Origin of the sequence: Aquidulcibacter sp. (assembly GCF_049239865.1) — a bacterium.
Classification (GTDB): Bacteria; Pseudomonadota; Alphaproteobacteria; order Caulobacterales; family Aquidulcibacteraceae; genus Aquidulcibacter.
This window is the reverse complement of sequence record NZ_JBMLTR010000123.1, coordinates 1-26643: the sequence shown is the minus strand read 5'-3', so window position 1 is coordinate 26643 and position 26643 is coordinate 1. Positions and strand designations below refer to the sequence as shown.

19 protein-coding genes and 1 tRNA gene are annotated in these 26643 nt (G+C 55.6%); 12 read left to right on the top strand and 8 right to left on the bottom strand.

Annotated elements, in window-relative coordinates:
- Window positions 1-128: 128 nt before the first annotated feature.
- The 4 genes from ACOVRA_RS08715 (at window position 129) to ACOVRA_RS08700 (ending at window position 3876) form a co-directional block, all read left to right on the top strand.
- Window positions 129-1277 carry a serine hydrolase domain-containing protein gene (locus ACOVRA_RS08715; protein ID WP_421719946.1) on the top strand — a complete coding sequence of 383 codons (1149 nt, stop codon included), beginning with the start codon at window positions 129-131 and terminating at the stop codon, window positions 1275-1277.
- 101 nt (window positions 1278-1378) lie between these two features.
- Window positions 1379-1669 (top strand): putative quinol monooxygenase, encoded by a 291-nt coding sequence (locus ACOVRA_RS08710; protein WP_290800838.1) that lies wholly within the window; start codon window positions 1379-1381, stop codon window positions 1667-1669.
- Between the two features lie 11 nt (window positions 1670-1680).
- Window positions 1681-2913, top strand: a complete 1233-nt coding sequence (locus tag ACOVRA_RS08705; RefSeq protein ID WP_421719945.1) for an acyl-CoA dehydrogenase family protein — start codon at window positions 1681-1683, stop codon at window positions 2911-2913.
- Window positions 2914-3009: 96 nt separating this feature from the next.
- Window positions 3010-3876, top strand: a complete 867-nt coding sequence (locus ACOVRA_RS08700; RefSeq protein ID WP_298230768.1) for a lipase family protein — start codon at window positions 3010-3012, stop codon at window positions 3874-3876.
- 19 nt (window positions 3877-3895) lie between these two features.
- Here the strand turns inward: ACOVRA_RS08700 and ACOVRA_RS08695 are convergent, their stop codons facing one another.
- Window positions 3896-4801 (bottom strand): SDR family NAD(P)-dependent oxidoreductase, encoded by a 906-nt coding sequence (locus tag ACOVRA_RS08695; RefSeq protein WP_346381450.1) that lies wholly within the window; start codon window positions 4799-4801, stop codon window positions 3896-3898.
- Window positions 4802-5009: 208 nt separating this feature from the next.
- Here ACOVRA_RS08695 and ACOVRA_RS08690 point away from each other — a divergent pair, with 208 nt between their 5' ends.
- The 3 genes from ACOVRA_RS08690 (at window position 5010) to ACOVRA_RS08680 (ending at window position 9766) form a co-directional block, all read left to right on the top strand.
- Window positions 5010-7082: a S46 family peptidase gene (locus ACOVRA_RS08690; RefSeq protein ID WP_421719944.1), complete on the top strand. Its 2073-nt coding sequence runs from the start codon at window positions 5010-5012 to the stop codon at window positions 7080-7082.
- Between the two features lie 155 nt (window positions 7083-7237).
- A complete protein-coding gene (locus ACOVRA_RS08685; protein ID WP_421719943.1) occupies window positions 7238-8524 on the top strand; it encodes a PQQ-dependent sugar dehydrogenase in 1287 nt (428 codons plus the stop codon).
- A gap of 54 nt (window positions 8525-8578) precedes the next feature.
- Complete coding sequence (locus ACOVRA_RS08680) at window positions 8579-9766, top strand: MFS transporter (protein ID WP_421719942.1); 1188 nt, start codon at window positions 8579-8581, stop codon at window positions 9764-9766.
- Here the strand turns inward: ACOVRA_RS08680 and ACOVRA_RS08675 are convergent.
- Together ACOVRA_RS08675 and dgcA are read right to left on the bottom strand one after the other, a co-directional pair.
- Entirely contained in the window at window positions 9754-10845 is a 1092-nt protein-coding gene (locus tag ACOVRA_RS08675) for a M14 family metallopeptidase (protein WP_421719941.1), read from the bottom strand. The genes ACOVRA_RS08680 and ACOVRA_RS08675 overlap by 13 nt on opposite strands.
- Window positions 10846-10883: 38 nt before the next feature.
- Entirely contained in the window at window positions 10884-11861 is a 978-nt protein-coding gene (gene dgcA, locus ACOVRA_RS08670; RefSeq protein ID WP_421719940.1) for an N-acetyl-D-Glu racemase DgcA, read from the bottom strand.
- Window positions 11862-12079: 218 nt separating this feature from the next.
- Here dgcA and ACOVRA_RS08665 point away from each other — a divergent pair, with 218 nt between their 5' ends.
- From ACOVRA_RS08665 to ACOVRA_RS08650, 4 genes are read left to right on the top strand one after another with little or no spacing between them, the layout of a single operon-like run.
- Entirely contained in the window at window positions 12080-13210 is a 1131-nt protein-coding gene (locus ACOVRA_RS08665; RefSeq protein ID WP_421719939.1) for an MlaE family ABC transporter permease, read from the top strand.
- Window positions 13207-14007, top strand: coding sequence for an ABC transporter ATP-binding protein (locus ACOVRA_RS08660; RefSeq protein ID WP_421719938.1), 801 nt, complete (start codon window positions 13207-13209; stop codon window positions 14005-14007). The genes ACOVRA_RS08665 and ACOVRA_RS08660 overlap by 4 nt, the downstream gene beginning before the upstream one ends.
- A 22-nt stretch (window positions 14008-14029) precedes the next feature.
- A complete protein-coding gene (locus tag ACOVRA_RS08655; RefSeq protein WP_421719937.1) occupies window positions 14030-15124 on the top strand; it encodes an MlaD family protein in 1095 nt (364 codons plus the stop codon).
- Window positions 15121-15780, top strand: coding sequence for an ABC-type transport auxiliary lipoprotein family protein (locus ACOVRA_RS08650; protein WP_421719936.1), 660 nt, complete (start codon window positions 15121-15123; stop codon window positions 15778-15780). The genes ACOVRA_RS08655 and ACOVRA_RS08650 overlap by 4 nt, the downstream gene beginning before the upstream one ends.
- Here the strand turns inward: ACOVRA_RS08650 and ACOVRA_RS08645 are convergent.
- From ACOVRA_RS08645 to ACOVRA_RS08630, 4 genes are all read right to left on the bottom strand, one after another.
- The gene (locus ACOVRA_RS08645) at window positions 15747-18317 is read right to left on the bottom strand and encodes a hypothetical protein (protein WP_421719935.1); all 2571 of its coding nucleotides are present in this window, start codon (window positions 18315-18317) and stop codon (window positions 15747-15749) included. The genes ACOVRA_RS08650 and ACOVRA_RS08645 overlap by 34 nt on opposite strands.
- Window positions 18318-18581: 264 nt before the next feature.
- Window positions 18582-21314 carry a tetratricopeptide repeat protein gene (locus ACOVRA_RS08640; RefSeq protein ID WP_421719934.1) on the bottom strand — a complete coding sequence of 911 codons (2733 nt, stop codon included), beginning with the start codon at window positions 21312-21314 and terminating at the stop codon, window positions 18582-18584.
- 103 nt (window positions 21315-21417) lie between these two features.
- A complete protein-coding gene (locus ACOVRA_RS08635; RefSeq protein ID WP_421719933.1) occupies window positions 21418-23154 on the bottom strand; it encodes an SEL1-like repeat protein in 1737 nt (578 codons plus the stop codon).
- A gap of 67 nt (window positions 23155-23221) precedes the next feature.
- A complete protein-coding gene (locus ACOVRA_RS08630; RefSeq protein ID WP_421719932.1) occupies window positions 23222-25147 on the bottom strand; it encodes a tetratricopeptide repeat protein in 1926 nt (641 codons plus the stop codon).
- Between the two features lie 394 nt (window positions 25148-25541).
- Here ACOVRA_RS08630 and ACOVRA_RS08625 point away from each other — a divergent pair, with 394 nt between their 5' ends.
- Window positions 25542-26342 (top strand): hypothetical protein, encoded by an 801-nt coding sequence (locus ACOVRA_RS08625; RefSeq protein WP_421719931.1) that lies wholly within the window; start codon window positions 25542-25544, stop codon window positions 26340-26342.
- A gap of 164 nt (window positions 26343-26506) precedes the next feature.
- On the opposite strand, the gene ACOVRA_RS08620 is transcribed toward ACOVRA_RS08625, so the two are convergent.
- A tRNA-Lys gene (locus ACOVRA_RS08620) sits at window positions 26507-26582 on the bottom strand.
- Between the last annotated feature and the right edge of the window lie 61 nt (window positions 26583-26643).

Below are 26643 nucleotides of genomic sequence, written 5' to 3'. Positions count from 1 at the left end.
CGTCGGGTGACGTTGACTATCGGGCTCAGCCGGTGGATCGTGATCAGATACTGCCCGCCTTTGTGACCGCGTGTCGCAAGGAGGGACCAAAAGCGCCCTAGAGAGCGCGTCTGATAGGGGAGAAGGCGATGTCACAAGCACCAGCGGTCCACGGATTTGTTGCGCAAGGGTTTGAACCCGTTCGAGACGCATTCGCGCAGAACTTAGCCGGTGGCGAAGAACTGGGTGCGACCTTCAGCGTCGTTCAAGATGGCGAAACCATCATCGATCTATATGGCGGTGCACGCGATGAAGATCGCTCTGAGCCCTTGGGGCCGGATGATCTTTTCAATGTGTGGTCCACGACCAAGGGTATGGCTGCGCTGTGCATCGGAATGGCCGTTGAACGCGGCCTTTTGGACTATCAGGCACCTGTCGCGACCTATTGGCCGGAATTTGCCGTCAATGGCAAAGAGGCGATCACGGTGGAGACTCTGCTGAGCCACGCCAGTGGCATTCAAGGCGCAGACACGCCAGCCACGACCGAAGAGATGCTGGATATCCCGACTTTTTCAGCGCGTCTGGCCGCCCAAGCCCCCTTGTTTCCGCCAGGCTCTGCCAATGCCTATAATGCCGGCGTGTTTGGTCATTGGGTTGATGCGCTGTTGCGGCGAACAGATGGCCGCTCGCTCATGGACTTCTTTGCCGATGAAGTGGCTACGCCCTTAAAGGCGGATGTGTGGATTGGTCTTCCTTATGATCAACATCACCGCCGCGCGCCAATCGTGGCCCCTTGGGCACCGATGATGGCCGCAAGCCCTCCGGCAACTGACCCTATCGTCAAATCTGCCATGGGTAGCCCGCGGATGAGCCCGCTGGAGGCTAATCGACCTGATTGGATGGCCGCTGGCAATGGTGCGGCAGGCGGCAGTGCCAATGCGCGCGGCATTGCGCGCGTCTATGGGGCGTTGGCGCGCGGCGGCGAGTTAGAAGGCGTTCGCATCCTTTCTTCTGAAAGCGTTGATCGCATGGTTGCGCAGCGGCGTGCCAGTAAGGACAAAGTCTTGGGTGTCTGGGTTCGCTGGGCAGCGGGCTTCATCCTCTCCGCCAACGGCCTTTATGGCCCCAATGATACCAGCTTCGGTCACTCTGGCTGGGGCGGTAGTTTTGGCTTTGCGGACCCCGAAAACAAGCTGGGTGTGTCCTATGCCATGAACCTGATGGCACCCAATCTTGCGGGCGATCCGCGCGGTGGGCGCTTGGTGACTGAAACCTACAAATGTCTCGGACTGGGCTGAGCAGCTAGCCGCACCTTTGCCCTTCCATCACGCTTCAAACGACTTATAACCAAAGCCACAGGAACAAGAAAACCAACTTAAGCCTTAAGGGAGAAAACCAGATGATCGGAATCTGCGCACAATTCACCATCCAAGCTGGCAAGAATGCCGAATTTGAAGCCTTGTTGACCGAGTTTGTCACCACCGTGAAGGCGAAAGAGCCCGGTGCCACCGTCTATCAATTGTGCAAAAGCGCAAAAGCTGAAAACGACTATTTCATGCTGGAGCTTTATGCCGATCAAGCCGCCCTCGATGCGCATGGCAAGACCGAACATATGGCTGCACTCGTTGCCAAAATCGGCGGCTTCCTCGCTGCGCCACCAAAACTGACCCAAGGCCCAGCCGTATTCTAGGATAAGCCGCGATGGATTTAGCATTCACTTCTGAAGATTTGGCTTTCCAAGCCGAAGTCCGCGCTTGGATCGCGGAAAACTACACCCCCGCACTGCGGGCGAAAATGGCCTTGTCCAAGAATGGTTATCTGGACAAGGAAGGCCAAGTCGAATGGCAGAAGAAGCTCGCTGCACGCGGCTGGGCTGCCCCAGATTGGCCGGTTGAGCATGGCGGTCCGGGCTGGACGTCCAGCCAGCGCTATATCTTCAATATGGAAGTTTCGGCTGCGGGCTGTCCGTCGCCATCGCCCATGGGTCTGAAGATGGTGGCCCCTGTCATCATGGCATTTGGCAATGACAAGCAAAAAGCCCAACATTTGCCCAAGATTTTGACCTCGGACATTTGGTGGTGCCAAGGCTATTCCGAACCCGGCTCTGGTTCGGACTTGGCCAGCCTGCAGATGAAGGCAGAAAAGACCGTGCGCGATGGGGTTGAGGGCTATGTTCTCAACGGCTCAAAGATTTGGACCACCCAAGCCCAATGGGCCGACTGGATGTTCAATCTGGTGCGTACCAGCCAAGAAGCCAAAAACCAAAACGGCATCAGCTTCATTCTGGTTGATATGACCACGCCGGGCATTAGCGTGCGCGCCTTGCCAACTCTGGATGGCCCGGTTGAAGGCCAGCAAGAGATCAATCAGGTCTTCTATGAAGACGTGTTTGTGCCCGCAGAAAACCTGATCGGCGAAGAGGGCAAAGGCTGGACCTATGCCAAATATCTGTTGGAGTTTGAGCGCGGCAATGCCTATGCACCCGGCTTGAAAAACGCCCTCAAAAAGGTCAAGCGCATCGCCGCTGTCGAACAGGCCGGCGACCGCGTTTTGCTGGAAGACCCAGATTTTGGCCGCAAGATTGCCGAGCTGGAAATCCAGATCAACGCCTTGGATGCTACCGAGATGAAAATCTTCTCGGGCCTCTCGTCGGGCAAGTCGGTCGGTGCGGCTTCTTCTATGTTGAAGTGCAAAGGCAGCGAAATGCAGCAAGCGATTTCTGAGCTGGCCTTGGAAGCCGTAGGCGCATCGGGTATCCCCTTTGTTGCCGATAGCTGGGGCATTTTGGATGGGCGTTCAAACGACCCGTTCCCCGTGCCGGACTATGCGGTGGCTGTGGCCCCATCCTATTTCAATTATCGCAAGACCTCGATCTATGCCGGGTCTAACGAAATCCAACGCAACATCATGGCGAAAATGGTGTTGGGCCTCTAGCGCCTAGGATAGACCCTCAGAGCATCGGCGCAGCATTCATGCCAAGCTCTGAGGGCCATCTATCCATCCCTGTTTGAAGTCGTTTAGACTTCGCGGATGGATACAGAATCGCCACCCCCAAAACACCTAATTACGCTTGGCCCGGATGAGGCCAAGAGCTTGCCGACTTGGCGCGCCGCTTTCTCGGAGCGGACAGCCGAACTTATGGCAAAATTGGCACTTTTGTCTTATGAGACAGATTTAGAGAAGCTGTCCAAACTATTGAATCAAGGACAGTTTACACTGCTTGCTTCCTATGATCAGGCGGGTAGCCAAGCGTTTCTCGCGCGGGCCGACGATTTCGCCGTGATCGCCTTTCGCGGCACCGATTCCTATGTCGATTGGAAGACCAATCTGATGAGCGAAACCGTGTCGGTCGATACACGCTTGGGCAGCGTGGAAATCCATAAGGGGTTCAAGAAAGCTTATGATCGGATCGGTGCTCAACTATTGGCAGACGTGAACCGCCTCGTGCCGGATACGAAGGGGCTTTATTTGACCGGCCATAGTTTGGGCGGCGCTATGGCGCAGATTGCCTCGACCCAGTTAGAGCGGGATAATCTAGCGGCCTGCTATACATTCGGCGCGCCGCGGGTGGGGGACTTGTCGTTTGATCGCTTGGTTGTCTGCCCGCACTACCGGTTTGTAAATGGCTGGGACCTTGTCACCACCTTACCGCCGCCACTATTTTCATCTTATCGCCACACGGGCGATCCGCGACTTTTAACGACTTTGGGCAAGCCGATCATGCGGCGTGACCGCAGCGGGTTTGTGAAAATTTTTCACACGATTGCTGGCATCATCTCATTCATTTTCGGCAATCCGCGTCTCTTGGATGACCATAGAATGGAAGCCTATATCGACAAAATAAAAGCCGCCCGCGCCTTGAGAGGTGAGGCGCGGGTCGGCAGCATGTTTGATTGAGTTTTGGGTGGGCCTAAGCTCAGCCGCCCGACAGCTTGCGCATGAACTTGCCAGTCTGACCGCCGCCTTGCTCATAGGCTTCATGACCGGCTGGGTCGCAAATCTTGTCCCAATTGTCGCGAACCTCTTCGGCAGTGATGCCGTCGTCCTTTAGGCAAATGCCGTCGGTTTCATAGATTTTGGCGACCGCGAATACGCCTGCACCTGCCGACAAGACGGTACCGGTTGGGGCGTCTTCGCTGACCAGAAACATCACGCCGGGGGTAACATATTCTGGCTTCAACAGGTCGAGCATTTGTGGCGGCATCAGGTTTTCAGTCATGCGGGTCGCAGCCACGGGGCTGATTGCGTTGACCTTGATGTTGTTCTTCGCGCCTTCGATTTTCAGCGTGTTCATGAAGCCATAGAGCGCGAGCTTGGCTGCGCCATAATTGGTCTGGCCGAAATTGCCATACATGCCGCTCGACGAGGTGGTGACAACGATACGGCCATAGTTTTGGGCCTTCATGATTTCCCACATCGCCTTCACAGGCTTTACGGTACCCATCAGGTGAACATTCATGACGACGTCGAAGTCGGCGATTTCCATTTTCGAGAAGCTCTTGTCGCGCAGGATACCTGCGTTGGCGATCAAGATGTCGATCCGGCCCCATTTTTCCATGACTTGGGCAACCATATTGGCCACACCTGCATCATCGGTGACGGAAGCACCATTGGCGATGGCTTCACCGCCAAAGGCTTGAATTTCTGCCACAACGGCTTCGGCTGCGGCTGAATTTCCGCCAGTTCCGTCCATCGCGCCGCCCAAATCATTGACGACAACCTTGGCACCACGACGGGCCAGTTCGAGGGCGTGTTGCTTACCCAAACCACCACCGGCACCTGTTACGATGGCGACTTGGCCGTCAAAGCGAATATCTGACATGTGAACGTCTCCTGAGCATGTTGGCTTATAAGGATTTGCGCATTGCCATGCCCACCACTTCCGCTCGCGTCAAGGGAAACTGACATGGCCCGGGGTGTAATTTTCTGTCGAGATCGGGCTCACTTGGCTTTTGTGATCGGATTGAACACGGTAACACAGATACAGGGTCGGCGTATGGTGCGCCCCACCCACCTAGGACACGATCTCGATGCATTCGAAATTCTTGATGGCAATTAGCGCTGCGGCACTAGCCTTTTCCGGACCCGCCTTTGCAGATGAAGGCATGTGGACATTTGATGCGTTTCCCGCCGCTAAAATGAAGGCGGCTCATGGTTTTGCCCCCGATCAGGCTTGGCTAAGCAAGGTTCAACAATCGGCTGTGCGTTTGTCGTCGGGCTGCTCGGCCAGTTTTGTATCCGATACGGGCTTGATCCTCACCAATTGGCATTGTGTGTCGAGTTGCGTGGCCGATTTGTCGAGCGCGGATAAAGACTATGGCCTCAACGGTTTCTTGGCAGCGGCATTGACCGACGAAAAGAACTGCCCCGGAATGGAAGCCGAAGTGCTGGTCAGCATCATCGACAATACCGCCAAAGTGAAGGCAGCGACCGCTGGCGTTGAAGCCAGCAAAGTGGCGCAAGCGCGCGGCGTTGCGATCGCCAAGCTGGAAGAAGAAGCTTGCAAGAATGACGACAAGGAATTGTTCCGCTGCGACATGATTTCCTTGTTCCGCGGCGGTCAGTACAAAATCTATAAGTACCGCACGTATAAGGATGTGCGCTTAGTCTTCTCACCAGAAAATGCCATGGGCTTCTTTGGCGGCGATCCAGACAATTTCAATTTCCCACGCTTTAATTTGGATGGCGGTTTCCTACGTGCCTATGAAAATGGCGCACCCGTCAAAACCCCAACCCATTTGGAGTGGACGACCGAAACCCCAAAGGATGGCGACATTGTCTTTGTGGCGGGTAATCCCGGGTCAACCGAGCGTCTGCGCACCACGACCCAATTGAAGTTTGAGCGCGACATGCGCTTGCATACCCGTCAATTGGTACGTGCCGAATTACGGGGCCGTTTGGTCGAATATCGCACCAAGAGCGATGAGGCCAAGCGCTCGGCTGAGGAGATGCTGTTTGGTATCGAGAATAGCTATAAGGCCCAATATGGCCAGCAGCGTTCGTTGATGGACCCGCAATTCTTCGCGATAAAAGAGCGTGAAGAAGCCGAATTGAAAGCCAAAGTCCGCGCCAATCCCAAGCTTTTGGCGGAAATTGGCGACCCTTGGGCACAGATTGATGCAGCCGTTGCCAAGCAGCAAAACCTGTTCTGGGAACATGAATTCCTAGAAGCTCGCGCTGGATCTATCTCCAGTCTCTATGGCACGGCCCGTGCGCTGGTTCGTATGTCGAACGAGCGCGCCAAGCCCTTGGCAGAGCGTTTGCCCGGCTATTCCGATGCAGCGATTGCGCAAATGGAAAAGCAAATTCTGACTGAGGCCCCGATCTATAAGGATATGGAAGTCATCGGTCTGGAATTGTGGCTGTCGAAAGCGCGCGAATTTCTGACGGCCGACAATCCGTCGATCAAGCGCCTCTTGGGTGCTGAAAGCCCAGAAGGCATTGCGGCGCGCGGCATTGCGGGCACAAAGCTCGACGACAAAGCGGTTCGTGAAGCTTTGATCAAGGGTGGCAAGGCCGCCATTGATGCTTCTAACGACCCTCTCATCGTTCTGGCGCGCCGCGCGGAAGCCGATGCGCGGGCTCTGTCGGTCCGCATGAACCAAGAGGTCAACGGCCCCTTGTCGCAAGCAGCTGAAAAGATCGCCAAGGCGCGTTTTGCCGTTTATGGCTCGAATGTCTATCCAGACGCGACCTTCACGCTGCGCCTGTCCTATGGCGTTGTGAAAGGTTGGACCTACGCAGGCGTCAATGTGCCTTCGACCACCACGATTGGCGGCTATTTTGACCGTGCCTCTGGCGAATTCCCATTCGTAGCGGCACCGTCTTGGTTGGCGGCAAAGCCAAACCTGAATTTGGCGACGCCCTTCAACATCTCCACCACCAATGACATCATCGGCGGCAATTCCGGTTCGCCCTTGATTGACCGGCAAGGCCGCGTCGTGGGTGCCGCCTTTGACGGCAATATTCACTCACTCGGCGGCAATTATGCCTATGATGGGCGCTTGAACCGCACGGTTTCAGTCACGACCGCAGCCATCACCGAAGCTTTGACCAAAGTCTATAAGGCCGACCGTTTGGTGACCGAGTTGAAAGCCAAATAAGTAGGTCGATGACCACAATGTGACTGGTTCTGGGCCGCTGCGGGCCTAGGTTCGTCAGTCGGGTCAAGCTAGATCGAAGGGGCAAGGTCGGGTTCGGCTTTGCCCCTTTTTCTTGGGCCCTGGTGGGCAGATGCGGCGTTAGAAGGAAGATTTCCATGGTGGTACATAAGTCTGGCTTTGCGGTTACTGCCGCCGCTTTGTTGCTGGCTAGTGTCGCTGCGCCTGTACTGGCGCAAGCCCCCGCCAGTCCGCCGCCTGCGATTGTGCCAGGTCCAACGCCTGTGACCCCGGCTCTCAGCCTACCTGCAGCAACCAACCTGACCGCTCAAACCATGGTGGCGGACCTTGAAGCGCCGTGGGGTATGGCGTTTCTGCCCAATGGCGACCTCTTGGTGACAGAGCTTTTGGGCAAGCTGCGCTATGTGAAAGCTGGCCAGAACTGGAGCTTGGAGGCCGAAGAAATCAAAGGTGTTCCAACTGTCACCGCGGCCGGCCAAGGTGGCTTGATGGATGTGACCTTGCACCCAAATTTTGCCCGCAATAAGCTGATCTATCTTAGCTTTTCTGTCGGTGATGAAGCGGCCAACCGCACCCGTATTGTGCGGGCGAAGCTGGATGGTCGCGCCTTGACGGACGTCCAGACGATTTTTGAAGTCACCCCAGCCAAGCCGCGCTTTCAGCACTATGGGTCGCGCTTTACCTGGCTGCCCGATCAGACCTTGCTGATCAGTATTGGCGATGGCGGCAATCCACCCAATTCCATAGACGGCAGCTTCATCCGCAATCAGGCCCAGAATTTGGGCAGTCATTTGGGCAAGATCATCCGCATCAAGGATGATGGGAGCATCCCGAAAGACAATCCTTTCGTGAACACACCGGGCGCACGGCCTGAAATCTATTCCTATGGCCACCGCAATGCCCAAGGCCTCGTGCGTGATCCCGTATCGGGCCGCATTTATGCGACCGAACATGGCAGCCAAGGTGGGGATGAGTTGAACCTGATCCAGTCGGGCCAAAATTATGGCTGGCCCAAAGTCACCTATGGCGTGGAATATGGTGCCGCGCGCACGCCCATCACCCCCAATCAAAGCGGCCCTAGTCTGATTGATCCACTGGCAGTCTGGTCGCCAGCGATTGCGCCCTCGGGTCTGGCTGTGGTGCGTAGCAAGAAATATCGCGGCTGGGATGGCGATGTGCTGGCCGGTGGCTTGCGTCTGGACCAAGGTCGGGGTGCACTTATTCGCGTCGACTTGGACACGGCTGGCAAAGTCATTGGCCAAGAACGGATTGACCTTGGCGATGTGCGGGTGCGCGATGTGCGGCAGGGCCCAGACGGCTATATCTATGTTTTGACCACCGCGATGCGGAACTTCCGCGACAAGGGTCAGCGCAACGGTCAATTGATCCGCTTGATGCCTGCGAACGAGGCCCCAGCGCGGTAAAAAGCGGCGGGGAGGGGCTTGCGGCACGGTTGCGCAGCACTCTAAGCCCTTCCTATGCCATCCATTGCACGCATGACCTTGTTTATGATGCTGGCCCATGTCGCATTGGGGGCCATCATGCCCTATTTGCCGGTCTGGTTGGCAACGACTAAGGGCTTAAGTGGGGCGCAAATCGGGGTCATTCTCGCCTCTTCTAGCTTTGGCAGAATATTGGTGGGGCCGTTAGCCGCCGCTTGGGCTGAAGGTCGTCGGGATCGCCGTATTCCCTTGATTGTGTTTTCTACCGCGCTCGCAGTCGGATATCTCAGCTTTCCATTTCTGGGCGTATTTTGGCCGATTGCTTTGGCCTGTTTTGCTACCGGGGTCATGTTTCAGTGCTTGATGCCTTTTGCCGAGGCCGGAGTAATGCGCGTCACCTCCCAATCGCGCCGTTGGCCCTATGGGCGCGCCCGCGCAGCGGCTTCAGCGGCCTTTGTTCTGGCCAATCTCGGGGCAGGGGCGACCATTCAAGCCTTTGGCGTAGAGGCTGTCTATGCTTGGTTCATCATCGCCTGCTTAGCGACCGTCGCATGCGGTTTCTGGCTGCACCCAGAGCCGATTGCAGAGCCCGTCGTGACGCCGCTCAGCACGCGATTGAAGGATAGCTTTGCCCTCTTCAAGCGGCGGACTTTCTTCTTGGCCGTGTTGGCAGCCAGCTTCATTCAAGCCGCACATGCCTTCTACTATGGCTTCTCGAGCAAGCTATGGTTGGAACAGGGCTTTTCCGGCTCGCAAGTCGGCATGCTGTGGGCCTTTGGCGTGATTGTCGAGATCGCGTTCTTTGCGCTTTTGGCCAGCCGTCTCAATCATTTCCGGCCAGAGACTCTGATCCTGTGGGGCGGGATTGCCAGCATCATTCGCTGGGCTGCTTTTGCGCAGACTCCGGATTTGGGTGTGACTTTCTTAGTGCAGGCGCTGCACGCGCTGACCTTTGCTGCAACCCATATGGGCTTCATGCGCTTGATTGAGGCTGAAATCCCCTTGGCCCAGCGCGCAACAGGGCAACAATTGGGCTCTGCCATCATCATGTCGCCGACCATGGGGCTGGCCAGCATTGCAGCTGGCTCTCTTTATGACCAATTCCAATCGGGCGGCTATTGGAGTGGTGTGATCTTGGCGACGATTGGCCTCATTCTGATCTCCCTCCTCTTGTCTCCCAAGCAGCCGACCCTGAAGTTGCCGCAGGAAGATCAAATCAGATAGGCGGCAGCCCGTCCAATCACGTCCAAGCTGCGCGTCCACACCATATTCTTCCACTCATCGGTCTCTGGATAAAAGGCCGCGCGGCTATCGGCCTGGATTTGGCAGGCTTCCGGGCCTGACGGGTCGCCATAGCAATGCAGCCAGCAGGCAGCTTGGGTTGCTAGAAACACGCTCATCGTATCGACGGTTCCAAATTCGATGGCGATGCAAGCGCACCAAGACGGGTCGAGCGCGCGTACCAAGGCTGCATCCATCGTGCCGGACAAGTCCGCCGAGACAGAGCTACCGTCCTTGGTAGAGCGGATTTCATCACCCCAAATTGCGGCTTGGCGTTGGTAATGATCGCTCGATGGGGCGGCCTCGGTAATGATCTCGCCCACGCCAAACGGGCCAAGGCCTGTGTGCATGTCGATTGTGACAACTTGGTCTAAGCCGACACAATGGGCCGAGAGGAGTTTGTGGATGGTTTGGTTCGACCAAGACGGCGCAATACCCCCATAATACACGCCTTTGGGGTGATTATATTGCCCCCCAGTCAAAGCGGCTTGCAGGGCTGGGAAACCATGTTCCCCCGCAAAGGCTAGTAACTTCACTTGTGCTTCTTGCAGGCTGGCCTCATCGCGCGCCGCAGGTGCCGCCCAAGGTGCTAAAAGATCGTAATGGGGATTGGTGGGCAGGGGCGCTTCAAAGCTTTTGAGATAATTGCGATTGAGGTCGATATTATCTTCATTAAACCGGCTGTCCCATGAGAAGCCATAAGGATTATGGGCATGTATCAAAACGACGCGCAGTTTCTGCGCCCAGTCTTGCGCTAAGCCAGTTTCGAGAAGCCCCACTTGCACGCCAGAGCCGCAATAACCCTCGGGGCCGTGTGTGCCAGAGATCACCACCAAGGCCGCGCTCGCATCTTTGGGGCCAAGGACCGCAGAATCCATGGCAATCGCGCGCCCGCCGGGTCCTTTGGCATGGGGCATGATATGGGTCTCGATGTGCGCCCCAGCCGCTTCTGCGGCCTTTAGAAACTTGTCACGCGCTTCAAAATAGGTGTGGGCAAAGAAGGATTCTGGCGCGCCTGACATCGGGTTTCTTCCTCTCATTAATCTGATAAATGGGCAGCCTAGCCCCACAAATCCCGGCTGGGTGGATGCAGGATCGAGCCGTCATAATAGAGACCGGGATCGCGATCTTGGTCCAGCAAGAGCGGTCCGTCTAGATCAACCCAATCGGCCAATTGCGCGAGCAAAACGGCAGGCGCAGTCACCAAACTGGTGCCAACCATGCAGCCCATCATGATCCGAAGACCCGCTGCACGTGCCTCGCGGATCGACTTTAGAGCTTCCGTAAAGCCGCCCGTCTTGTCGAGCTTGACGTTTACCGCGTCATAGTTTTGGACCAAAAGCTCGATATCGGAGCTGGTATGGAAGCTTTCATCGGCACAAATGGCGATGGGGGCTGCCACTTGGCCAAGCCTTGAATCCTTGCTGGCAGCAAAAGGTTGTTCCACGACATCGATGTTCAAACTACGTGCCTCTGCCAAGAGGCCGGGCAAGGTGTCTGGCTGCATGCCTTCATTGGCATCGACGATTAGACGCGCGTCCGGCCGCGCCTTGGCGACCGCACGCACGCAATCCAGATCATGTTCGCCACCGATCTTGACCTTCAAAATCGGCCGCCCTGCGGCTGCTAAGGCCGCTTGTGTCATTGCTTCGGCGGTATCGAGCGAGATGGTGAAGGCGGTGACCAGGGGCTTGGGCTCTGGCAGACCCGCCAAGGCCCAGACGGGTTGGTTCAGGCTCTTGGCCTTTAAGTCCCACAGGGCGCAATCCAGTGCGTTGCGGGCTGCACCAGCTGGCAGAAGGCTTTGGCAAGCTTCCAAGTCAATACCAGCTTCGACGTCGGTCCGCACTGCTTCCAACTGGGCGATCACGCTGTCGCAATCTTCTTCATAACGCGCATAAGGCACGCACTCGCCGCGCCCAATAAAGCCCGCATGCTCCAGCGTTACCGTGACAACTTGGGCTTGCGTGCGCGCACCTCTGGCGATCCTAAAAATCCCTTTGAGGGGCCAGACTTCTTTTTGGACATGAAACTTCATGCCGCTTCTTAAACGCTTTTCTTGGCTTTGCGAAGCGGGCGCACCTGAGGCAATCCAGTCACAGCCTGCCACTTGTAAATGCGGGTAAGCCTCTTTTCCAACAAGGTCCTAGGCTCTAAGCTAGACTTTGTTGTACCCGATGTGCACAACGATTCGTACCAGATCGCGCCGCCATCCATTCCGGTGGTCAAACAGGATTTTGCCAGGAAGGCCCTTTCTTGCCCGAACAAGAGGCCCAGTTTACGATTGATCGTAGTGGACCTGCGCCAGTCCTTCGGGTGACCGGGGATTGGACGATCCATACGATTGGACAAATCGATGCGGAGCTGCGTCCAGTTCGGGATATGGTAGAGGGGCGACCTGCTATCGTTGATGTCAGCGGTTTGATGGATCTTGATACCGCTGGTGCCTATGTCATGGAAAAGGCGCTGCACTCGTCGGTGGCTGAGCCAGCCCAGATGATCGGGAAGCATCCAGTGGCGGGGCGCATGCTCGCTGAAGTCCGCAAATTTACCGCAGGCTGCGATGCTTTGCCCGAACCGGTGGCCTTGTGGCGCCAATTGCTGGATCGTATCGGCCGCAGCATGGCCCAAGTCTACGACGAATCTGTTGATACAATAGGATTTTTTGGTGAGACTGTTGTTGCCTGCGGCAAGGCCATTGCCAACCCAGGCCGCGTGCGTTGGTTGCCTACCTTTGCAGTTGCCGAAAGTGCTGGTCTGAACGCGGTTCCGATCGTGATGACGTTGTCCTTTTTCATTGGTGCTGTGATCGCCTTTTTGGGCAAGACCATTCTTCAGGATTTTGGCGCTTCGGTGTTCACCATCGAGTTGGTGGGCTTTGCCGTTCTGCGTGAGTTCGGTGTGCTGATCACGGCGATTATTTTGGCTGGCCGATCCGACTCCTCCTTCACCGCCCAAATCGGCTCGATGAAAATGACCCAAGAAATTGATGCCATGCGCATTCTGGGCATGAGCCCGATGGAAATGCTGGTGGTGCCGCGGGTCATCGCGCTGCTGGTGATGTTCCCGATCCTGACCTTCCTCGCCATGATTGCTGGGATCGCCGGTGGGGCGATCGTGACCATGCTGACGCTGGATATCAGTCCGACTTTGTTCTTCAACCGATTGAACGACAATGTGGGTGTGGATCAGTTTTGGGCCGGCATGGGTAAGGCACCGGTGTTTGCCTTCATCATTGCGATCATTGGCTGTCGGCAGGGCCTAAATGTGGAAAGCGACGTCATTTCCCTTGGCCAGCGTACCACGGCATCGGTGGTGCAGGCCTTGTTTATGGTGATCGTGGTCGAGGCTATCTTTGCGCTGATTTATATGGAGCTTGGCATATGAATCCGGCCGATGCTCTCACCCCGATTTTGGACATTCCCGACGAAGAAGTGGCGATCCGACTGCGCGGTGTTGGCAATCGCTTTGGCGATGTTGTGATCCACGAGCACTTGGATCTGGATGTGCTGCGTGGGGAGACCATTGGCATTGTTGGTGGGTCTGGTACGGGTAAGTCCGTCCTCATGCGGGCCATTATTGGCCTGCGGGCGCCGTCTGAAGGCAAAGTAATGGTACTTGGCCATGATGTATGGTCAACTGACCCCTCGGAACGTAAGGCGCTAGATGCGCGTTGGGGCGTGATGTTCCAAGACGGTGCTTTGTTCTCAAACCTCACCGTCCGTGAAAATGTGATGGTGCCGCTGACTGAGCATACGAACTTGCCGCCAAAACTTGCACTTGAGATCGCGGACTTGAAGATTTTGATGGCGGGCCTGCCGCCATCTTCAGCCGACAAACTGCCCTCAGAACTCTCCGGCGGCATGCGCAAGCGGGCAGCGCTCGCGCGCGCCATTGCGCTTGACCCGGATATTTTGTTCCTTGATGAGCCGACGGCGGGTCTTGATCCGATCACGGCAGGCAAGTTTGACGCTTTGGTAAACGAGTTGAAAGAGACTCTCGGGCTAACGGTTTTCTTGATCACACACGATTTAGATACGCTGCGCGACGCTTGTGATCGGGTTGCGGCATTGGCAGAGGGTAAAGTTATCGCTATCGGTCCATTAGACCATTTGCGTGAACATGCGACGGGTTGGTTGTCGGAATACTTTGGCGGGCCGCGTGGCCGGGCCGCCTTAGGCTGAATGGCCAAATCAGGAGGGGAAGATGGAAACTAAGGCCAATTACGTCATGATCGGATTGTTCACGATCTTGAGCATCATCGCGGCCATCATCTTTACAGTCTGGATGGGCAATTCCGGCGTCAATCGACAAGGGTCGCAATATGATGTCGTGTTCGAAGGGCCTGTTCGCGGTTTCGAAATTGGCGGCGAGGTTCGCTTCAACGGCATTAAAGTCGGTGAAGTCACCGATCTGCGCCTCAGTGATAAAAATCCCAAAGACGTTGTCGCGCGCATTCGTGTTCAAAGCACAACCCCAGTCAAAACCGATTCCATCGCCCAACTTGAACCATCAGGCCTGACGGGCTCAACCTATATTCAGATCCTCGCCGGCTCGGATGGGGCCAAGCGCATGTTTGCGCGTATTGGGCAAAGCCCTCCGATCATCACCAGCCAGCGCGGGCAATTGGACCGCTTGCTGCAGGATGGGGAAGGGGTGATCTCCACGTCGCTGGAAGCGGTCGCCCGCTTGAATAAGCTGCTTGACGCTGAAAACATCGCGAACTTCTCGAAGACCCTACGCGAGGCCAGCTTAGCGGCAGAAACTTTCCGAGAGACCACCCAAGAGGCCACTTTGTTTGCCCAATCGGCCCGCAGATTCACCGACCAAGCCACCGTCACTGCGGCCACTTATGACGGCTTGGGCAAAAACCTCATGACGCAAACCAATACTTTGAGCCAGGAATCTTTGGCCTTGGTTAGCTCCAGCCGCCTTTTGGTGGATGGCCTGAATGAAGATGCGAACTCCTTATCTGGCGGGGCAGAATTGACCTTGGCCAAGACCATGGAAGCGCTCACCCAAGCGCAAACCACCTTGCAGGAATTCAATGAAACGGCAGTTGCCATGCGGGTTGCAACCAACCAATTCGGTGCTGTCGCAGACAATACCAATCGCGCGGTTGTCTCAATTGATCGCTTCTTTAAAATTGGTGCAGACCAAACCTTGCCGGACATGAGCCGTGCCGCCCAAGAAGTGCGTAACACGTCCATGACCTTTGATGCCCTAGGTCAACAAATCAGCCAGAATCCGCTGGATATCGTCAACCGTCCTGCCAACGCGACAGTAAAGTGGAAAAAATGAAACCGACCCGACGTCTCGGCCTCCTTTTGGCCATCGCCATGATGACCGCGCCGGTGGCAGGCTGTATCACCCTGTTGCCAAAGCCTGGCAAACCTCCGGCCGTTGTGGCCATGCGGGCCGATCCAACGGTCCCGCGGCAAGCGATGCAAAGCCCATTCACGATTGGTATTGGTGTGCCGACGATGCCAGCAATTTTACTCGGCAATCAGATTGCTGTCCTGCGCAAGGATCGCACATTTGCCTATGTCGATGGCTTGAGATTCTCGGCTTCTGCACCGCTTTCGATTCAAAACGTTGTCTTAGAAACGTTTGACTTGGCAGGCTCCACCCGCGCAGCGGTGCGGGCGGTGACCATTGCGAGACCTGATTATGAGCTGCACTTCGACGTTAGCGATTTTCAGGTAACGGAGCCTCAAGGGCGGACCAAGGGCATGGCACGCATCGAAGCGACCGCGCGCCTGATCGACGTCTATTCCGGCAAGCCCTTGGCTTCAAAGGTCATCATTGGCGAGGCAATTGCCGCCCGTGGCGATGTGACCCAGCCCGCGCGTGCGTTAGAACAAGCAACCCGCAGCTTTGCGCTTAAGGCGATGCAATGGGCCGTGGAAGCCGCCGATGCCGACTATGCTTCGAAGGCGGCGTCAGCAACCAAGTAAATTCGCGCCTCGTGACCATTCAAACGGCCACGTGCCGCGGCCTCACGCCGCGCTTCAACAAAGCGGACCACAATAGCGCGCAAGTCTGCATCCATCGTCAACTTCAAGCGCATCGCCTTGACGCTGTTGGTGACCGCTTCACGCGTGCCCCGACGGGCTTGATCGCGTGAACGGCTAGCCATCGCGCGCAAACGGTCTAGCACAGCATCATCCATAGCGCGCTCTAGGTCCAACTCAGTCAGGAGTGCCATAATGCGCTGATTGTCTGGGTTGGGGCCTTTGGAATCGAGGCTGGATAGCACTTGCTTCCAGCTCCAAGCACCCGCCTGGCCGCCTGCAGGCGCACCGGCACGATCAATCTGCAAGTCCGCAAACGGGTCATCCTCCACTGGGATCGGGCTAGATATAGCCAAGCGGCCTTTTAAGGGCGTCGACGCGGGCGCTACCGCTTCAGCCTCTGGCAAATTGGCTTCCTCGCTCGCTCGACCCATCTCTTCGGCCGAGAACGGCGCAAACAACGCGCTCTCAGCTTCAGGCTCTACGACTTCTTCAACCATCGTCACAATCGGTTCCGGCGGCGGAGGCGGAGGCGGTGGCGGCGGCGGAGGCGGTGGCGGCGGCGGAGGCGGCGGCGGAGGCGGCGGAGGCGGAGGCGGTGGCGGTGGCGGTGGCGGAGGCGGTGGTGGCGGTGGCGGTGGTGCTACCGCAATGGGTTGAGCCAATATGGGTGCAGCCGGGATTGGGGCAAGGACGCCGGATAGCCCACCCAAACGTTGCACCACTTCGCCTAGCGCTGAATAGGAATCGCGCAAGCGGACTTGGAAAGCTTCATCCAATGCGGCCGTTTCTTCTGCCGCGCGACGGCCAGCTGCGTTCAGACGGCTCAAGGTTTCGTTCAGTGCGTCTTCGATCGCCCGAGCCCGCGTATCGGCTTCTTGCGGCAAATTCGACAAGCGGCGGTCGAGGCCATCTAGAATGTCTTCCACCGAGCGTGCTTGGTCACCGCAGGCAGCGGCAAGCGCCGAGAAGCGCTCTTGAATACGGGCGCCGGTTTTGTCCAGCAGCCCGGCCGATTGCTCAATCATGGCTTGAGCGTCCTTCAAGCGGCCAGACATGAATTGATCGGCCTCTTTACTAACCTCAAAGGCAGTCTGTCGGGCAGAATCCAAACGATGCTGGTTCTCGGTCTCTTGTTCAGACGCCCGACGACGGGCCTCTTCAGCAGCTTGGCGGATCGCTTCGCCGCTGGCACGCAGGGCGGCCATTGTTTCTTCGCCAGCCAGACGGGCGGCGGCGGCCTCTGCACGCAGGGATTCGGCAGCCAAGCGGGCATTGGCTTCGGCGGCAGCGCGCACGTCTTCCAAGGTCGCAAGGCTCATGTCGCGCGCTTCTTGGGTTTTGCCGGCAATTGTCGTGGCCGCTTGCATGGCGGAGTCACTGGCTGACTGGGCCGCCGCACTCAAGGATTGCACCGCACCATCCACGCTGCCGACTGCCTCATCCGCCCGAAGGCGGGCCAGAACCATCAAATCGTGGGCACGGGCGAGGGCGGATTCGCCCTTAGCCGCGGCTTGGTCCAACTCGGTAATGGCGTTAGCGGCACGCTGGGCTGCCTGATCCAATCGTTCTGCTGCGCCAATAGCCAGTTCAGAAGCTTGTGTGGATTGGGTTGCAAGGCCTTGCGCAGCCTCAGTCAGGCGATTGGCGCGCAGATCTAGGCCTTCGGTCGCCACTTGCGTTGTTGTGGCGGCATTGGCCGTCATTTCTGCGAGGGCGGCAAGCAAGTTGTCCAGGCGTTGGCGCTCTTGTTCCATGGTTTGGGCAAGGCTATCGGCGCTGCCGCGTGCGGCTTGGCCGGCTTCATTGAGTGCTAAAGTCCGCCGCTCTACTTGGCCTTCGATCTGGGCCAGACGCTCAGCTACTTGGCCTAACGCGCCTTCCAGTCGATTGATCTCGCCTTCGACCGCTTGGGCGGTGGTGCGGATCGCGCCTTCGGCCAAATTACTTGGCAGCAGCAAGCGGCGGACAGCCGCCATCATTTGCCGCGACTCTCGATTGGACTTCGCGATGCTTTCACCCATAAGCCCAGCGAGCAGAGAGAAGGCAGGCCCGAACAGCAAGACAGCGAGGCTTAAGAGCAAGGTTGCGTCACTTGCCCCTAATGTCGCGATATTTTCAAAAATATAGGCACCAACGCCAGCGACCCAGATCAAGGCGAGCCCGATGGAGCCATAAAGCAGGGTAGGGGCCTGTTTGCTCTTGGGGCGACGTTTAATGGGGGCAGAGCCATCAGGCTCTTCTGTCGCGGTCTCCCACTTCATCTTCGTGCGGGGATCGACGGGCTCTTGTGCCGCGCTTGGCTCTAAATCCCCGCCTGCCGCTTCGGCCATTTCGATGGGCGCAAGGCGATTGGCCTCTTCCTCGGTCTCAAGTTCCTTCATACGCTGGGCCGCCTTGGCGATGCGTTTGGCGGACTCACTGATTTGCGCTTCATCGCGAACCCGAGCCCAGACATCTTCATCTTTTTCATCGGCCATACTATTTTGCCCAACCCAATCCCGAAACACTTACACGCATGGTGCCAAATCTTTGCGGCCCAACTATTTGACCAATATGCAACAGCATTCTTATCTAGGCAAAGTCATTTGCGCTATGGGGCCTAGCAGCCTGAAGGATGCATGATGAAGCCGCGTCCGAAACTGCGACTTTCTCGACCGACACCCCGGACGCCTAACCCTCTTTAGCAACTGGCATCACCCGCCTCGTACGCACCAGATAGAAGGCTTTGCCGCCCCAAAACTCTATTTTGCCGCACCTAGCGTGGTGAGCATCACTTTGGCAGAGATACTTCCTTGGTCCGCAGCTTTGCGGAGTAATCGCTCGGCGGCTGCCTTATCTTGGGGAATATCTTCGCCCAACATATACATACGAGCGAGACGTATTTGAGCTTGTAGATGATTTTCCGCTGCGGCCTTTTCAAAATAACTCGCTGCCTGCGGGCCATCTTTAGTTACGCCCAACCCTTCTTGATACATGTGTCCCAAGTAAAACTGGGCATCGCTATTGTTCTGATCGGCAGACTTCTTGAACCAAAGGAGTGCACGCGTATAATCTTTAGCAACCCCGAGACCCAAGAGATATATTTCGCCAAGCGTTTCTTGTGCCGAGTCTTCCCCATTCTCTGCGGCTTTGATGAACCAGGTTTGCGCAACAACCTTATCTGCAGTGACCCCCAGACCGTCTCGATGCATGACACCGACATTGTATTGAGCAATCGCTTCGCCTTGGTCTGCCGCCAACTTAAAGAGGCTCATGGCTTTGGGATAGTCAACGTCAACGTTCTCGCCGCGAAGATAAAGGACGCCCAGATCATTTTGAGCTCTTGAAAAACCTTGGTCCGCCGCCTTGGTCAGCCAAGCTAAACCACGAGCATGGTCTTGTTTGACGCCTTCCCCCGATTGATAGGCAAGCGCTAAGTAGAACTGACCCAATCTATCGCCCGAATTTGCAGATTTTTGATATAATTGAAATGCTAAGGCTTGATCTTGCCGGACACCATCGCCCGTCGAATAAAGGCTTCCGAGCAAGACTTGTCCGCGCGCATTCCCTGCGTCTGCGGCCTTTTTATACCAGATAGCCGCCGCTTTGGTGTCTACCGGGACACCTTCGCCATTCTCATACAAAAGCCCAATGTTGGCTTGGGCATCGGTGTTGCCCTGATCGGAAGCCAACCGATAAAATGCCATGGCCTTAGCGGGGTCCGGTACAGAGCCTGCGCCTTTCTCATAAAGAAGCCCCAGATTATTCTGTGCGGAAGTGTGACCCTGATCGCTGGCCTTCTGGTACCAGATTTTTGCCTTTGCAAAATCCTGTGGCACGCCTTTGCCGGTCTCATACATGGTGCCTAAATTATACTGGCCGTCGGCATCGCCCGCATCGGCAGCTTTCTGGTACCATTTCACGGCAATTGGGTAGTCGACGGTGACGCCACCTCCCAATTCATAGGCCAGACCTAAGCGGTTCTGGGCTGCGGCATAGTCTTGCTCAGACGCTTTTGAAAACCATTTGACGGCGGTTTCTAGGTTTTTGGCGACGCCTGTCCCCTCCGAATACATCAGGGCGAGATTATACTGTGCGGCGGCATAATCTTGGTCGGCGGCCATTTGGTAATACTCGACCGCGCGTTTCAGGTCTTGGCTAACCCCATTGCCATTCTCATAAATGTAACCAAGATTGTTCTGAGCATGTTCAGAACCTTGTTCTGCGGCCTTCTGGAACCAGTTGAAAGCAAGCTTATCGTCCTGACGGACGCCAAGGCCGTCGCGATAGAGGGTTGCCAAAGCTGCTTGGCCTTCCAAATAGCCCGCTTCAGCAGACTTCTGATACCATTTCGCCGCAGTTGCGGCATTCTTTGGGACGCCATGACCTGCTTCATACAAGGTGCCAACATTGTAATAGCCGCGCGCGGAGCTTTGCTCGGCGGCCTTCTGATACCAAGACATGGCAAGCGCATAATCGCGCGGTAAGCCACGGCCCAACTCATACATTACGCCTAAATTATTCTGACCCCACTCATCGCCCTTTTCAGCCGCTTTACGGTACCAACTGGCGGCTTGGGAATAGTCCTTTTCGACGCCCAACCCATGTTCATATAAGAGCCCGATCCTGACGAAGGCGCTGGTATGGTCTTGCGCAGCCGCCTTTTGGTACCAAGACAGAGCTGCTGCGAGGTCTTTGGACAACCCTGAGCCAGATTGGTAAAGTGTGCCCAATTGTGTTTGCGCCCATTTATTGCCCGAATCCGCGCTTTTTCGAATGAGGGATAAGGCGTTTTCATTGCTTTGCTTGACGCCGCGACCATCCAGATACATGAGGCCCAGGTTTAGTTGCGCGCTGCTATGGCCCTGATCGCTGGCTTGGCGATACCATTCTGCGGCAGCCTCCAAATCGAGTGGAACCCCGTTACCAGCTTCGTACATGGTTCCCATATTCCATTGGGCAATGGAATAGCCATGGTTTGCCGACTTACGATACCAAGCGACGGCGGTGACGGGATCTACTTTAACGCCTTGGCCTAATTCATACATGACTCCGAGGTTGTTTTCGGCAACCTCGTCGCCTTCTTCAGCGGCTTTGCGATACCAGATTAAGGCTTGCCCATAGTCCTGCTGCATCCCGGTCCCATTTGCATGCATCACTGCCAAGGATACTTGGGCGCTGGTATCGCCTTGCTCAGCGGCGAGGCGAAAGAATTTTGCCGCGGCCGCTTCATCCTTGGTGACGCCAAGGCCATCAAGATAGAGCAAGCCCATGCCATATTGGGCCGAAGCATCCCCCTTGGCCGCTAAGGGTTCCCACAGCTGACGTGCGCCCTCATAATCTTCTTTGTTGAAGAGAACGGCACCCTCATCCTTGCCAGCAGCATCTAGTGATTTTGCAATGGCAGCAGGCTCGACCGCGGTTCGTTCTGGATAGGACGAAGCACTGAAAAGCAGCGCCAAAGTTGCGACCAAGGAAACCGATGCAATTGTCATAGACTAACCTTCAATAGATTTTTTGACTATAACACCGAGTATTGCTTTGAAAAGCGGCATTTTTGTCTTTGATTATCGGCGTTTATCTCAGGCTCGCTCCAATTTATTCTTTTTTCTTCCACTCCCGCGCGAGTCTTTGGCCTTCAGCGATTTGCGCCGCGGTCATACTTTGGACGAGCATAGTTCTTAACCTCCGCGCGTCTTCATTGCCGTATGCCGAACTAAGCGACAGCCATTTGTAGGATTGCACAGGATTGGGCCGGATACCTTCCCCCAAATTCATCACGATCCCCAGCGTCAATTGGGCTCGCACATTGCCCCGATCAGCGGCTTTAGTCAGCCAGCTGATGCCAAGAGGGGCGTTCTTGGGCACGCCAGTGCCATCAAAATAACGTTGACCGATTAAAAGCTGCGCATCACTATTGCCCTGTTCTGCGGCTTTGAGCAGCCAACTTGCCGAGGCCTTGAGATCTTTATTGACACCTCGGCCCTGAAAGTAACAGGCGGCGACGGCCATTTGAGAATCGACAAGCCCGAGTTCCGCGCCACGTTGAAAAAATTTGAAGGCGGTTGCGTCGTTTCTTGGAACCCCACGCCCATTAGCATAGATGAGCCCAAGATTATGGTGTGCCTGTGGGAGCCCTTGATCGGCCGCCTTCTGGTACAAGCTGGCGGCTGTCGCCAAGTTGATCGGCACGCCAGTGCCGAGTTCGTAAAAGGCACCGAGGGTAAGCTGCGATTGAGCATAGCCTTGGTCCGATGCAAGGCGAAAGAACTTGACAGCCAAGGTCATGTCTTTTGGGATATCCGCGCCTTCGTAATACATTGAACCAAGATTATGTTGGCCGAATGCCAGTCCTTGGTCGGCTGCTTTCTGAAACCATTCCCGAGCCGCCGACGCATCCCGCACAACGCCACGCCCTTGTTTGTACCTCGCCCCTAGATCGTTTTGTGCGTCGGCCGATCCTTGGTCTGCAGCTTTTCTGAGCCACATCAAGCCAGTGGCATCATCTTTTGGGCCACCCTCACCCTCGAAATACATGGACCCCAGCGTGTATTGCGCAAAGGCAATGCCTTGGTCAGCCGCCTTTTGATACCATGCGCGCGCGAGCGACCTGTCCTGGCCGACACCCCAGCCTTGAAAATACATGGTTCCCATATTGCTTTGCGCCATGGCCAGCCCTTGGTCCGCAGCCTTTCGAAGCCAAAAAATGGCCAAATCATTATCTTGTGGCACGCCTTGGCCTTGCCGATAGCTCATCCCAAGATTCAACTGCCCCTCTGCAAATCCTTGTTCGGCCGCCAAACGATAAAGCGAGGCTGCCACTTGATGATCCTGAGTAACCCCACTGCCCGAGGCGTAAGCTACGCCCAGATTGTGTTGAGAGGGCGCATGGCCGCGATCGGCTGCCTTGCGAAACCATGTGACCGCGACCACAGGATCTTTTGGAACGCCAGTCCCCTCATAATAGGCAACGCCTAGATTATGTAGCGCTTCTAGAAGCCCTTGGTCTGCGGAAAGGCGATAAAGTGCAATCGCCTTGGCCCAGTCTTTGGGCACCCCATGTCCATTGGCATACATGAAGCCTAGATTGTATTGGGCAATGGCAATGCCCTGTTGGGCCATTGGCTCAAAAATAGCTAAGGCAAGTTTGTAGTCACCAGAGTTTAGGGCATCGACGCCCTCAACGTTCCATTGTTCGACAAGTTGGGCTGACGGCTTGCTCGCCTGCGTTGCCGCAGGGCCCTTCTTTGCCGCTGTTTGCGCCGCAGCAGGGGAGGCGATGGCAAAAAAAGCCGTGACGGCTAAAGTGAGCTTTAAATTTTTGCTGAGGCGCATGGGGCGGATACTTTCTGCGGCAAATTTGGCTGGGTGGAATTCGCCCTGATTAGGAATGTGGCTTGGCTCATTTCTTCAACCACTCCCGCGCCAACCTTTGACCCTCGGCGATCTGGGCAGGGGTCATTTCAACGGCGAGGAGGGCTTTGGCCGCTTTCGTCTCAGCGCATAGACAAATTCCACTTATCTCAAGCCATTTGTAGGCCTCGACAAAATTTTGCGCGACGCCGCGGCCATCAGCCAACATCGTGGCGACCGTAATTTGCGCAAAAAGGTGTCTGCCTTCAGCAGCCTCGAGGTAAAAACTAAAGGCGGTGGCTTCGCTCCTTTCGCGTCCGAGACCCTGCTCAGCCCATTTACCCAGCAAAAATTGGGCGTCTTCGTCGCCTTTTGCCGCGCCCTTCATGTACCAAGCGGTGGCGTCCTGATAACTTTGTGGCACGCCTGTTCCAGATGCATAGGATCTGGCAACGATCTTTTGGGCGTTCCATACGCCCTGATTGGCCGCCTTCAAATACCAATTAAAGGCGATGGTTTTATCTTTCGGAACACCCTGACCTTCGTCATATAGCCTTCCAATATTGACATAGGCAGCCCACAAACGCTTCTCAGCGGCCTTTTGGAACCAGCTGAGCGCCTTTGCATAATCCAGCTCTAGACCACCTTCTTCTGAATATAATCCGCCCAGATTGTTTTGAGCTTCAGGACTTCCACGCTCTGCGGCCTTAAGATACCAACTGGCGGCGATGCTCGGGTCCTTTTGCACCCCCACGCCTCTTTGGTACAAGATACCAAGTGCCACTTGGGCATATTTGTCGCCCTGTTCGGCAGCTTTTCGAAACCAAATGGCCGCCTGAGCATAATCCTGAGGGACGCCATCGCCTTCCCAATAGAGATCACCTAGATCATATAGAGCCTTGGCTTTGCCCTTTTCGGCCTTTTTCCGCAATGCGTTGATATATTCGAGTTTCCGCGCATTCGGGATGGACTTGCTTCTATTGCGAAGATTTGCCTTTGCCCATCTATCGCCTTGTTCTGCTGCTTTGCGGATCCAGCTAAGGGCGACCGCATCGTCGAGGGGAACCCCTTCACCTTTTTCATAAAGTTGACCAAAACCAAACTGCCCCGGTGGATATCCTTGATTGGCAGCTTTGGAATACCAGTCAGCGGCGGCAACAAAATCCTTCTGAAGGCCCATTCCTTCCTTATACATATATCCCAATGTCGCTTGGGCTTCGGGATAACTTTGCTCTGCGGCCTTTCTCAACCAACTTATGGCGAGACCGTAGTTTTTTTCGACACCATTGCCATAGAAATACTGCCGTGAGAGGTAGGTCTGGGCGTCGGGATCACCTGATTCAGCTGACTTTGTCAGCCAACTTATGGCTTTCGCTTCGTCCTTTTGAGTACCTTGGCCATAAAGATAGAAAGTGGCAACTGCGCGCTGTGCGAGCATATCTCCTTGGTCTGCAGCCTTTTGAAACCAAAGCAGCGCAGCGGCTTCATCCCGTGGCACACCGCGTCCATTCACATACATGAAGCCTAGCTCCATCTGCGCATCCCTATGGCCTTGGTCGGCGGCTTTTCGAAGCCAAGTAATTGCGAGAGCATCATCTCGCTTCACGCCGCCCCGGTTCTTGGCATACATGTATCCAAGTTGATATTGCGCGTCCGCAAATCCTTGATCAGCCGCTTTCTGATACCAGATGACTGCGGCGGCTCCATCACGCTCGACCCCGCGCCCATAGCGGTACATGTCGCCGATCTTAAACTGGGCCCGTGCATCACCAGCTTGGCCGAGTTGTTCAAAAATGCCTTGCGCGCGCTTAAAATCTCCGGAGTCAAAAGCAGCCAGCCCATCTTGATAGGTCCCAGTCGTAGCCGGAGATGTCTTCTGGCTCAGGGGCGAGGCCTGTTGCGCGGCGATTGGCGTGGCAACGCCCATAAGTGCCGCGACGGCTGCCATTACCGAAACGCTATTGGCCAAATACATACGCCAGACCCTTAAATCGACATAAAATCGCTTTTTCAGAAGGTTGTCACAATTCCGTTAGGTATATGTGATTGTCAATCTTAGGCTGCGGGCTTCGGTTGGTAATGCGGGGGCGATCACAGTTTGTTGAAGGGGCCTGCCTGAGACTATGTGTCGGTTCCCACGATCTCGCGCCGCTCGGCCATTGGCCGCGCTGAGGTCAATAACGAGTGCTTAGGCTGCGCCACCCAAGCTGCTGAAGGCTCCTTCCATCGCGGATAATCGGCGCTGGGATGGCGGATGCCGTGCCGTGGGGATGGTTGGTCGCCCATTTAATTGCCGTAACAAATATCTCGGGTAGATGTTGATCTTTTTCGACCCAAAACATATCCTCAGAGGATTGGAGACCGTCAACATGGTAGCAAAAATTTCGCCAAGAATTCTTGGTTTGTGCGCAAGTGCATCATTTATGGCAGCCTGCGCCACAGATTATGTGCCTCCACCAAAACATCTAACGCCACCCCCGCTTTGGGCGGGAAGCGCTGAGCCTGACTCTATCCGTCGAGAGTTGGACTTCCATCCGGGCATAAAGAGAAGTGGCGATTGGCTTCAAAAAACGTCCGCTACATTGTATCGAGAAGGCCGCATCGTCGATGAAATCAGATACAAAAGTCCTTTTGGCAAAGAGATTATAATCCCTGCCAATACACCGGTACATGCGCAACAATTGAGCGTTTCACGCACAACCAGCTATAATTACATGCCAGTCAGGACTGACAATCTGAATGCATTAAACAACCCTATTGAGTGGTGCTATTCAATACCAGCGGATACGGCTTGCATCTTTTGGGAAGGTGAAACGCGCGCTCGCTATATTGGAATGGTCGCGCTTTCGCAGCGCAATTTGATTGGCTTTTCGGCCGCAGGCATGATCGGGCCGATGCCCAATATCGTTGAAGGCGATGCAGATTTTGGAGGGCCTTTGGTCGCCTTTCAAAGGATTGTCGACATTAATGATGAAGGATTTTCGATCATGTCAACGATCAAAGATGGACGCCAAGAAGAGAAAGAAGTCAAAAAGAAGAGTGTCATCTTGTGGCAAGGCCGCAACCAAGTTGAGCTGGATTTTATGTACATAAAGCCAGTCAAAAATGCGGAGGGCAAGATTGATTCAGTTGAGGTGTCGGTCCGGAGTGCTGCGGATAAGTTGCCTTGATTTTCTAATCACTCAATCTTTGCCAAAATCGTTTCTGGCCGTGATCATGTGTAATCGCTTGCGAAGCAGGGGGGCTACCAACCCCGCCTGCGATTGCACGTCTAGCTGCGCAGAAAACCGCGCTACATCCGCATCACAAAAATCCATACATCCCTTGAAAACATTGGTGGGTGATGCAGGGTTCGAACCTGCGACCCGCTGATTAAGAGTCAGCTGCTCTACCAACTGAGCTAATCACCCGACCGACTTGTTTATCTGGGCTAGTGCCGCTGGCGTTTGGTTTGCGCGAGCCGCCTCGAGA